At 56.8% G+C, this 8,749-nt stretch carries 8 protein-coding genes and 1 pseudogene; 5 read left to right on the plus strand and 4 right to left on the minus strand.

The window, feature by feature from the left end:
* Positions 1 to 130: pseudogene (locus ACZYSM_RS19425) on the plus strand (IS630 family transposase); the annotation flags it as partial.
* Between the two features lie 272 nt (positions 131 to 402).
* Positions 403 to 1,344, plus strand: a complete 942-nt coding sequence (locus tag ACZYSM_RS19430) for an SDR family NAD(P)-dependent oxidoreductase (RefSeq protein ID WP_489073663.1) — start codon at positions 403 to 405, stop codon at positions 1,342 to 1,344.
* Between the two features lie 9 nt (positions 1,345 to 1,353).
* Here the strand turns inward: ACZYSM_RS19430 and ACZYSM_RS19435 are convergent, their stop codons facing one another.
* On the minus strand, positions 1,354 to 2,400 hold the full coding sequence (locus ACZYSM_RS19435) for an AraC family transcriptional regulator (protein WP_489073622.1): 1,047 nt from the start codon (positions 2,398 to 2,400) through the stop codon (positions 1,354 to 1,356).
* A gap of 381 nt (positions 2,401 to 2,781) precedes the next feature.
* Here ACZYSM_RS19435 and ACZYSM_RS19440 point away from each other — a divergent pair, with 381 nt between their 5' ends.
* Together ACZYSM_RS19440 and ACZYSM_RS19445 are read left to right on the plus strand one after the other, a co-directional pair.
* Positions 2,782 to 3,114 carry a SidA/IucD/PvdA family monooxygenase gene (locus tag ACZYSM_RS19440; RefSeq protein WP_489073665.1) on the plus strand — a complete coding sequence of 111 codons (333 nt, stop codon included), beginning with the start codon at positions 2,782 to 2,784 and terminating at the stop codon, positions 3,112 to 3,114.
* Between the two features lie 145 nt (positions 3,115 to 3,259).
* Positions 3,260 to 3,508 (plus strand): hypothetical protein, encoded by a 249-nt coding sequence (locus tag ACZYSM_RS19445; protein WP_489073624.1) that lies wholly within the window; start codon positions 3,260 to 3,262, stop codon positions 3,506 to 3,508.
* Between the two features lie 204 nt (positions 3,509 to 3,712).
* Here the strand turns inward: ACZYSM_RS19445 and ACZYSM_RS19450 are convergent, their stop codons facing one another.
* The 3 genes from ACZYSM_RS19450 to ACZYSM_RS19460 are packed head-to-tail and all read right to left on the minus strand — an operon-like array spanning position 3,713 to position 6,261.
* Positions 3,713 to 3,958 carry a hypothetical protein gene (locus ACZYSM_RS19450; RefSeq protein ID WP_489073626.1) on the minus strand — a complete coding sequence of 82 codons (246 nt, stop codon included), beginning with the start codon at positions 3,956 to 3,958 and terminating at the stop codon, positions 3,713 to 3,715.
* Complete coding sequence (gene adeC / locus ACZYSM_RS19455) at positions 3,955 to 5,394, minus strand: AdeC/AdeK/OprM family multidrug efflux complex outer membrane factor (protein WP_489073629.1); 1,440 nt, start codon at positions 5,392 to 5,394, stop codon at positions 3,955 to 3,957. Before adeC ends, ACZYSM_RS19450 begins: the two co-directional genes overlap by 4 nt.
* A 54-nt stretch (positions 5,395 to 5,448) precedes the next feature.
* The gene (locus tag ACZYSM_RS19460; protein WP_489073631.1) at positions 5,449 to 6,261 is read right to left on the minus strand and encodes a helix-turn-helix domain-containing protein; all 813 of its coding nucleotides are present in this window, start codon (positions 6,259 to 6,261) and stop codon (positions 5,449 to 5,451) included.
* A 320-nt stretch (positions 6,262 to 6,581) separates the two neighbouring features.
* Between ACZYSM_RS19460 and ACZYSM_RS19465 the strand changes: the two genes are divergently transcribed.
* Positions 6,582 to 8,279: a cyclic peptide export ABC transporter gene (locus ACZYSM_RS19465; RefSeq protein ID WP_489073633.1), complete on the plus strand. Its 1,698-nt coding sequence runs from the start codon at positions 6,582 to 6,584 to the stop codon at positions 8,277 to 8,279.
* Positions 8,280 to 8,749: the final 470 nt, after the last annotated feature.

Here is an 8,749-nt window from a genome sequence, read left to right on the forward strand (position 1 = left end):
CTCGATTACCGCCTTCCTAGCATTACGGAACGCACGACCGACCCGGTACGTTTGGAACGCAAAGGGCGAGGAAATTTTGAGCAAGATACGGCGAGCACGCGAGGCGATGGAGACGCAGATGGAGGGGTAAGTTATTTCGAAAACAGCACACTAGTGCGTAGGGTCTCGGACTACTCGTTGCTGGCAGTCGCCGCGTTGTTGTTGGGCGGCATCGCGTTGGTGATGTATTTTTCTGCCGATATGGGCGTCAGGATATTTCTGGTGTTGTGCGGCGCGTTTGGCTTGATCTGGCTGATGTTGACGCCTTTCCAGGTGCGTATCGCGTTGCAACTTGATCGCTCGGGGCGGATAGCGGCGCTGGTTCCAGGCATGCAACTACTGGGGTGCGCCTTCGGCCCTTTGATGTCGTCGCAGTGGGTAGTGGGGGAGAACGCCGAGTACGTGTTGCTGGTCAGTGCCGCGTTCTCGGCGATTGCATTGACGTTGGTCGGCCTGCTCCGACAGTGCCCGGCGAGCAAGCGCGTCAGCTTCGCGCGTAAAGTAGTGCTGGTGGTGGGGGCTTCCTCCGGCATGGGGCGCGGGCTGGCGGTGCGTCTGGCGCAGGAAGGCGCCTGGGTAGTGGCCACGGCCCGGCGCAAGGAGCTGCTGAATGATCTTCAACTGGAAATCACGCTTCAGGGCGGCAAATGCCTGGTCTCGGCAGTCGATGCCCTGGATGAGCATGCGGCGGCCGGTCTCGTGGATGAAATTGTCGAGCTGTATGGTCGTCTGGATGTGGTCGTGCTCAATGCCGGCGGCGCCCCTGCGCTGGATATGCGTGAGATGAATGCGGCTGACGTCACTGCATATATGCGCTCGAACTACGATGTAGTGGTCAATTATCTGTTCCCCGCTCGGCAGCAGATGAGTCGCCAGGGGCATGGTTTTGTAGTGCACACCAACTCCCTGGCGGGTTTCCTGGGTGTGACGTTGCAGGGGCCATACAGCGCCGCGAAGGGCGCGCTGCGCCTGTTGATTGATGCCTGTCGCATTGAGTTTGGTAACCGAGGTATTCGCTTTCTATCTCTTTACCCAGGTTTTGTCGCCACCGCGCAAACCGCAAACGATGGCATGCCAGCCCCGCTGGAAATTTCCGAAGCGGCCGCCGTCAATCATATGCTCTACGCGATGCGCAGCCAGCGCTGGGACTACTTGTTTCCTTGGCCGATGAGGTGGCTGATCCGTTTGGCCAGAATTCTGCCCAAACCGATCACGCTCTGGGTATTGCGTCGAGAGTTGCCGGTGTTGGCCAATGACAGCGGCGCGTCTTCACCCGTGATCGCTTTCAAGAACACCTCGGCTTAGAGTCTGACATCAGGCGATGCGCTGCGTACTCGGCAGCGCACCCGTCCAGCGCTTGAAGGCGCGCCTGAAGCCGCGTGCATCGCTGAAACCAATGGTGTGCGCAATGTCGGCTATCGACATACTGGAGTTTTGCAGTAAGTCGCAAGCACGCTCGTGCCTAACTCGATCCAGCAACCCACTGTACGTCACGCCCAGGTCCGTCAGGCGGCGACGCAAGGTACGCTCACTCATGTTGAGCTCCTTGGAAAAGGTCTGCAGCGCTTCAGGATCGTCGAGGTTGAGGCGGATATGACTGGAGAGGGTTTCTATCAGATCATTTCGTGAACCGCCTCTGTTCATCATCTGATCCAATTTTGCCCGCAATGGTCCACACGCCATGTCGTCATAATCTGGTAGGCATGCGTTTAACCAATTAGCTTCGCAGATCAAGCGATTTTTCCCGGCCATGAATTTTACCGGGCAACGAAATTCGCGCCGATAGGCCTGGGCATAATCCGGGCGTGCATATGATAGCTCTACCCTGAGGGGATTGAAGGCTGGTCCGATAAGCCGTCGCACCACGGATACGGAACTTGAAAAGGCTTCTTCGATCAAGAAGGGTTCAATTTCAAGATCAAACACTTTGGGTTTGACCTCAATGATGAACTCGTTGGGGTGAACGCTGGCGCGGTGCTCCAGTAACGCACCGGTATCACCTTGATGTTCAAGGCCATAGGTAATAGCCTCGCCCAGGGTTCTACATGTCAGCATGGCCGGGCCCGCCAGCCCCCAGGACACGGGCGTCTGACGCATGCCGGTAGCGAGTCCTAACGCCGGGTCGTTGATCGCTCGCTGCGTTCGAATAATCAGCATCCGGGTCTGCCGATAAGACAAGCGCATGTCCAGATCAAGCAGCTCGGCATAGCCGAAGCCGAGCCCGCGGCAAATGCGTTCCGTCGACAGCCCGCTTTCCATCAACAGGCTGAACAAGGCCCGTGCGACGTTGGGAACCACCACGGCTTCATCTTGTTGGGGATGCTGCGTCCAGTGCTGGGCAGTGGCTGCGGGCTCTAACATAGGTCACACGCTCTCCATCGGAATGAGTCTGTAGACGATCGCTTTGAGCCGGTAATCTAACACCTCCCTTTCTGCTATTGCGGGCATGACGTTCGGGTTTCCTGAGTGCGCAACTTATCTGTCCTCCATGGTCCGCTAAATGGCCGCGAAAGGCTCATCGAACGCACCGGCTTCGCTTTAGATTTTGGTTCAACACTGAACTGAATATCCAAGGAAAGCGCTATGAAATTAGAACAAGATGCAGCGTACGATTAGGCCCACTTTATCTCCTCCAGGGATCTATAGGTCTACATAGGGTTCCCAATGTCTAGCGACTCTCCCCAATAACCGTCCCACCGTCAAATAGCTCACTATCTCAGGAGCTTCGCTGCGGCATTCGGGCTGCGTGAATCTATTCAGTTCAGTACAACGGCGACCCTGGTTGAAAAGAATCCTGACGGGCACTGGTCCGTGAATCTCACTGATGGTTCTACGCGGCGCTATCGTTGGATCGTGCTGGCCACCAGGACAAACTGGAAGCCCAACCTGCCATCGTTCCGTGGCAAGTTTAACGGGGAAGTTCGCCACTCCGATTGGTTTCAATTCGGCTCGGAATTTCACGATAAGAACGTGTTAGTGGTGGGCGCGGGTAATTCCGGTGCGTACACTACCTGCGAAGCCGCCATTCATGCACAACAAGCCTTTATCAGCATGCGGCGTGGTTACTATTCATAAACATGTGTTTGGTGTACCTGCCGACGTGTTTGGTGAAAATGGTCCGCACCTGCCATTGTGGTTGGCTAGGCCTGTCTTCAAGTTTCTTTTGAAGTTGCTTGTGGGAGACCTGACAGGCTGAGGCTTACCGAAGCCTGATCATCGTTTGTTCGAAGCCAACCCAATCGTGAACTCGCAACTGTTGCATCATCTTCAGCACGGCAATATTGCGGTGAGGAAAAAAATTGACCGGTTAGAGGGCGACTTCGTCATTTTTGAAGATGGCGCAAAGGAGAAAATCAACTTGATCCTCTGTGCCACGGGGGGGCAAATGGAGGGCGGAATGTGCTGCGCAGCTTTTCGAATGGAAGAACTGGGTAGCCGTATGGCCATACCCAAATTGAGCAAGGATTAAATGTCGCACGTTCTGGGCTGAACAAGGCTTTAAAACCTTCCCTCCACGTCCGTCGTCATTAGCATCTGCTGGGAGCGCACCAGAAAGACCGACGCGGCGCGCGTCATCTTTTGTTCGTGATTTCAACGCCAATAGACGCAAACATCGCAGGCGGCAAAATCTTCGCATCGGCCAACAGGCGTCTAAATCCAGTTCAATTTAAGGTCACCCTCGCGCAATCTTGCTCCGCAGCGACGCTTCGCGTTCAGCATTTTGAGCGTTCGGCGGGGCATTCACCAGCGTCAGGTTTGCGGCAATATAGAACCCCTGGATCATACGTTTTTTCTCTTCGTACTCGCAGAGCACTAGCTCGGTGTTTGGCAATTGCGAGGTGTCCAGTACAGGTTTGACCAGCATTCTCTTGCCCCCCGAGCGCAGACGCACATATTGCCCAGGCTCGAAGGTGCTCACGGGTGCGTCTCGGCAACGGCCAGCTGCGTCGGGTTTCCCCATGCGCCGCCCAGGGCGGTGTACAGATTGACGTCCGTCAACAACTGCGCCAAGCGGTCAGTGATCAGCGCCTGCTTCGAGGAGAACAACGAGCGTTGTGCATCGAGAAATACCAAGTTGCTGTCCACGCCGATACGATAACGGCGTTGCGCAAGGTCGTAATATGTCTGGTTTGCCCGCACCAAATCATGCTGCGCGCGCAGTTGGTTGTTATAGGTCTGGCGGGCCGCCAAGCCATCGGCCACTTCCTGGAACGCCGTCTGGATGGCTTTTTCATACTGGGCGACGCCGATGTCCCTTTGCAGCTTGGCGTAGTTGAGGCTCGCGCGCAGGCTGCCGGCGTTGAAAATCGGCAGGTTGATTTGCGGCTGGAACGTCCAACTGCCCGAGCCGCCCTTGAACAGGCTGGACAGTTGAGCGCTGGACGCACCGGCATTGGCGGTCAGGCTGACACTGGGGAAAAACGCCGCGCGGGCGGCGCCGATATTTGCGTTGGCGGCTTTGAGCCGATATTCGGCTTGCAGGATATCGGGTCGGCGTTGCAGTAGATCCGACGGCAGGCCCGCAGGCACTTGGGCGATCAGGTCGCTGGCCAGCGGCCGGACCGGCAGGGACTCGGGCAACGCGGTGCCGACCAGCAGCGTCAAGCTGTTGCGGTCCTGCGCGACTTGGCGTTCATAGCGGGCCATGTTGGCACGGGCACTCTCGACGCTGGTCTGCGCCTGCGCAGCGTCCAGCGAGGACGCCACGCCCTCATCCAGGCTGCGCGTGGTCAGGCGCAGGCTTTCCTCGTAGGAGGCCAGGGTCTGGCGCGTCAGTTCCAGCAGCTCCTGGTCGGCACGCCAGGTCAGGTAGGCATTGGCGACGCTGGCCACCACGCTCAGTTGCGCACTGCGCTGCGCTTGCTCAGTGGCCAGGTATTCCTGCATTGCCTGTTCACTGAGGCTGCGCACGCGCCCGAAGAAATCCAATTCATACGAACTGATGCCCAGCGTTGCCGAGTAGGTAGAGGTTATCGCCGGCTTGCCTGTCTTTGTGATGCTCGCAGGTACCCGCTGGCGGTTGCCGCTGCCATTCGCAGAAAACGCCGGGAACAGGTCGGCACGCTGGATCTGGTATTGCGCGCGGTACGCCTCGACGTTCAGGGCCGCCACACGCAGGTCGCGGTTCTGGGTCAGGGCAGTCTGAATCAGTTGTTGCAAGGCCGGGTCGTGAAACAACGTGCGCCAATCCTGGCGGGCAGCGTCTTGACCGACCGCGCCTGCACCTGCGGCATAGGCTGGGCCTTGTGGGTACTGAGACGCGACTGGCGCCGCGGGCTGGTGGTAGTCGGGGATGAGCGAGCATCCCCCCAACGTCACTGCAACCGTCACCAGGGAGAAAGCAAACTTGTTCATTGGCCAGCCTCATTTGAAAGGGAGCACGGGTTACAACCCGTTTCTTGAGTGGTGCTAGGCGCCGACCATCCATTTGGTCAATCCGTGTCGGCCGCTAACCCCAAGCTTTGCGGTTGCACGCTTGAGATAGGTTTCGATAGAGCTGTTTTTGAGGTGCAGTTTTTCCGCTATTTCCGGCACCGTTCCGCCGTTGAGCAAGCCCAGGCAAACTTCCTGTTCGCGGGTCGACAACGTGATGTCGCAGAGGGTTAGGCGCTTTTGAAACTCGCGTTGAATGTGCGTCGGTTCCTGATCGGCAATCGGGGTCGCCATCCAACTGCCCATTTTGCGCAGCGTGCTCTGGCGACTGAACTGGGCATAGCTTTCAATCAGCGGCAGCAGGGCGTCGGAGAGATTCTTGAGTTGCGACAATTGGCTCAGGGAATAGTCTTTATGCGTGTGCGATCGATACAGGTTCACCACGCAGCGCCGGTTGCCGTCGCGTGACACCAGCGCACACTGGTGCGTGGCAATCCGCGAGGCCTTGCTTGCCGCGCCTCTAGTGCGTGTTTTCTGGCGGATCAGCAGCGAGCCTTCCATGTCCAACATCTCCTTGAGCAGCGAGTCGTTGGCGGTGGGGCGGGAAGCGTCGGGCGCGGGAATGTCGGCAGGGTCGCCGGCGCTGCCCAGGGCCTTGATATCGACCAAGTGAGTATTTGACTTATCAAAGGTCCATTCGCTGAGCGTCAACGCCGTGACCGGCACGAGCTTGTCGATCAGCTTAAGCATGTTGAGTGCAAAGTGATCCTGATCGGTGCTGGAAATCAACTCACCGAGGATGAAGTAGAAGTGCGGGCTGTCCGCATTTCGAATGCTGCTTAAATCCATAGTGCAATCATCCTTTATAGCCACGTTTTTATAAGTAGGGGGTGAGCGATCAACGCTGCCATCGTTCACTCCTGAAGGGCCTGGCTCGGGTCCGTATTAGGCCCATTCATTGTGTGCTGGTCTGTAATGGAAAGCGGGGACATTCAGGCCGCGCCAGCTTGGCGACCGCGTATTTGCCTCGGTCAGTGTTTTGTACAGGCTTTCTGGGACAGCCGATTTGCGGGCAATCCGTACACTTGGCGGCTCCGGCACCCCGGCCGGATGCAGCGTTTTTCCTGACGGGCCAGGCCCGGTCTTGAGTGTATTTGAGGAGTTAATCCATGAACAAAGAGCATGAGAAGCCGCCCAAGCCGGGCTCGGTCTTGCGCCTGCTTTGGCAAAATCATCCCTGGCTGGCCTTCTTTTCACTGGTCACTGGCATCATCAGCGGCGTGGCGGCGATTGCGGTGGTCAACGTGATCAACTTGGCGATCTACGAGCAAGGGTCGCGGGTGCACTTGGTGTATTGGTTCGTCGGTTTGAGTGTGGTGGCGCTGGCGTTCCGTAACGGGGCGACCTTGTTTCCCGCCTACGCCAACATGAAATTGATGACACGCTTGCGCATTGCGTTGTGCCAGAAAATCCTCTCGTCACCCCTCGAAGAAGTTGATCGGCGCGGCCCGCCCAACGTACTGACGCTGTTGACCACCGACATTCCGCAGCTCAATGCAACGCTGCTGGTGATGCCGGTGATGCTGGTGGAGTCCACAGTGTTCATGTTCGGCCTGGCCTACCTGGCTTACCTGTCATGGACGGTGTTTGCCCTGACCCTGGCACTGCTGGCGGTCGGCGCGATGCTGTACGTCTTCCTGTTCCTTGGCGGTGTCAAGTTCACCGGCCGCGTGCGTGATGAGTTCACCGCGTTCAACGAGCACACCCACGGCCTGGTGTTCGGCCTCAAGGAACTCAAACTCAACGGCATTCGCCGGCGCTGGTTTGGACGCTCCGCCATCAAGGAGTCATCCACGCGGGTGGCGCGCTTCAACTTTATCGAGCACATGTGGTACCTCGGTGCCGAGAACATGGGGCTGGTCACCCAGTCATTGCTGATTGGCAGCCTGGTTTTCGTTTTGCCATTGTTGATGGTCACCAGCAGCCAAGTGCTGACCGCCAGCGTCTTGACCGTCATGTACATCCTCGGGCCGCTGGGCTTGTTGATCAGCACCATGCCGGTCATGGCGCAAGGTCGGGTGGCGATCAACCGTCTCGCCGAGTTTGGCTTCTTTATCAACGAGCGCCATGCCGAACAGGGCGAGTCGGATAACACCAATGTGCTGCGCCTGGAACACAAGAAGCACTGGCACCAGATCGCGCTCAAAGGCGTAGTGATGAACTATCGCGGCGCGGATGCCGAGAGCGGTTTTGCGCTGGGGCCAGTCGACCTGACCATCAATAGCGGTGAGTTGATCTACATCATCGGTGGCAACGGTTGCGGAAAAAGTACCCTGGTCAAAGCGTTGTGCGGTCTATATGTGCCCCAGGCCGGGCAGATCCTGCTCGATGGCGTCGCCGTCAACGATGAGACCCGCAGTGATTACCGCGACCTGTTTTCTGCCGTGTTCAGCGACTTCCATTTGTTCAACCGGCTGATTGGTCCGGAAGGCGAGGAGGTTAATCCGGAACTGGCTCAGAAGTACCTCGCCGCCTTGGGGTTGGCCGACAAAATCAAGATCGAGGGGCTGGGGTATTCCACCACCAAAGAGCTGTCCTACGGTCAACAAAAACGCCTGGCGCTGGTGTGTGCCTACATGGAAGACCGCCCGGTGTATGTCCTCGATGAATGGGCGGCGGATCAAGACCCACCGTTCAAGCGCTTCTTCTACGAGGAGTTGCTGCCGGAACTAAAACGTCGTGGTAAGACCGTGCTGATCATTACTCATGATGATCAATACTTCCAATTAGCTGATCGAGTTTTGAAGTTGGTCGATGGCCATATTGTCTCCGATGTAAACCTGGTCGACCAAGACCGTCGCGCCTGATCCTGACATCGCTGTAACCTGTGCCCAAGCATGCTGCCGGCAACCTTTATGGCTGTCGGTTTCGTGCTTTTTTATCTTTAAATAAACCATATAAAACAGATAGTTAAAATTTTAATTGCAAAATAATTCAATGTCCGCCGATTGTCCGGGTTTCAGGTGACATACAGTCAAAAGTGCCAGTGCTTAAATTTGCCAATAAGGTCGTCAGGTGACGGGTGGGCGGCTGTTTTTATCGGAATAAAAATGTCGTGGCGGGACTTTAATCAATTTTAAGTCTGACCTTTTCCACACTTCTTGATCTTGTTCGCCTCAACTTCCCTCGCTGCTGCGCTGTGACCCGGGCGGCACTGACAAAACTCTGAGAAGGCATTTATGAAACGTTTTTCTGCAGTGGCCATGGGCGACTTTGTCGCGAAAAAAATCCCTTCATGCAACCTTGCCGTAATCGGTTTTGTCGCGCAGGTGACCGC

The sequence above is a fragment of the Pseudomonas sp. F220 genome, from assembly GCF_057813935.1.

Coding starts and splice junctions, on each gene's coding strand:
- adeC (WP_489073629.1), bottom strand. CDS start 5,394: ATGAACAAGTTTGCTTTCTCCCTGGTGACGGTTGCAGTGACGTTGGGG.
- ACZYSM_RS19430 (WP_489073663.1), top strand. CDS start 403: ATGTCGTCGCAGTGGGTAGTGGGGGAGAACGCCGAGTACGTGTTGCTG.
- ACZYSM_RS19465 (WP_489073633.1), top strand. CDS start 6,582: ATGAACAAAGAGCATGAGAAGCCGCCCAAGCCGGGCTCGGTCTTGCGC.
- ACZYSM_RS19435 (WP_489073622.1), bottom strand. CDS start 2,400: ATGTTAGAGCCCGCAGCCACTGCCCAGCACTGGACGCAGCATCCCCAA.
- ACZYSM_RS19460 (WP_489073631.1), bottom strand. CDS start 6,261: ATGGATTTAAGCAGCATTCGAAATGCGGACAGCCCGCACTTCTACTTC.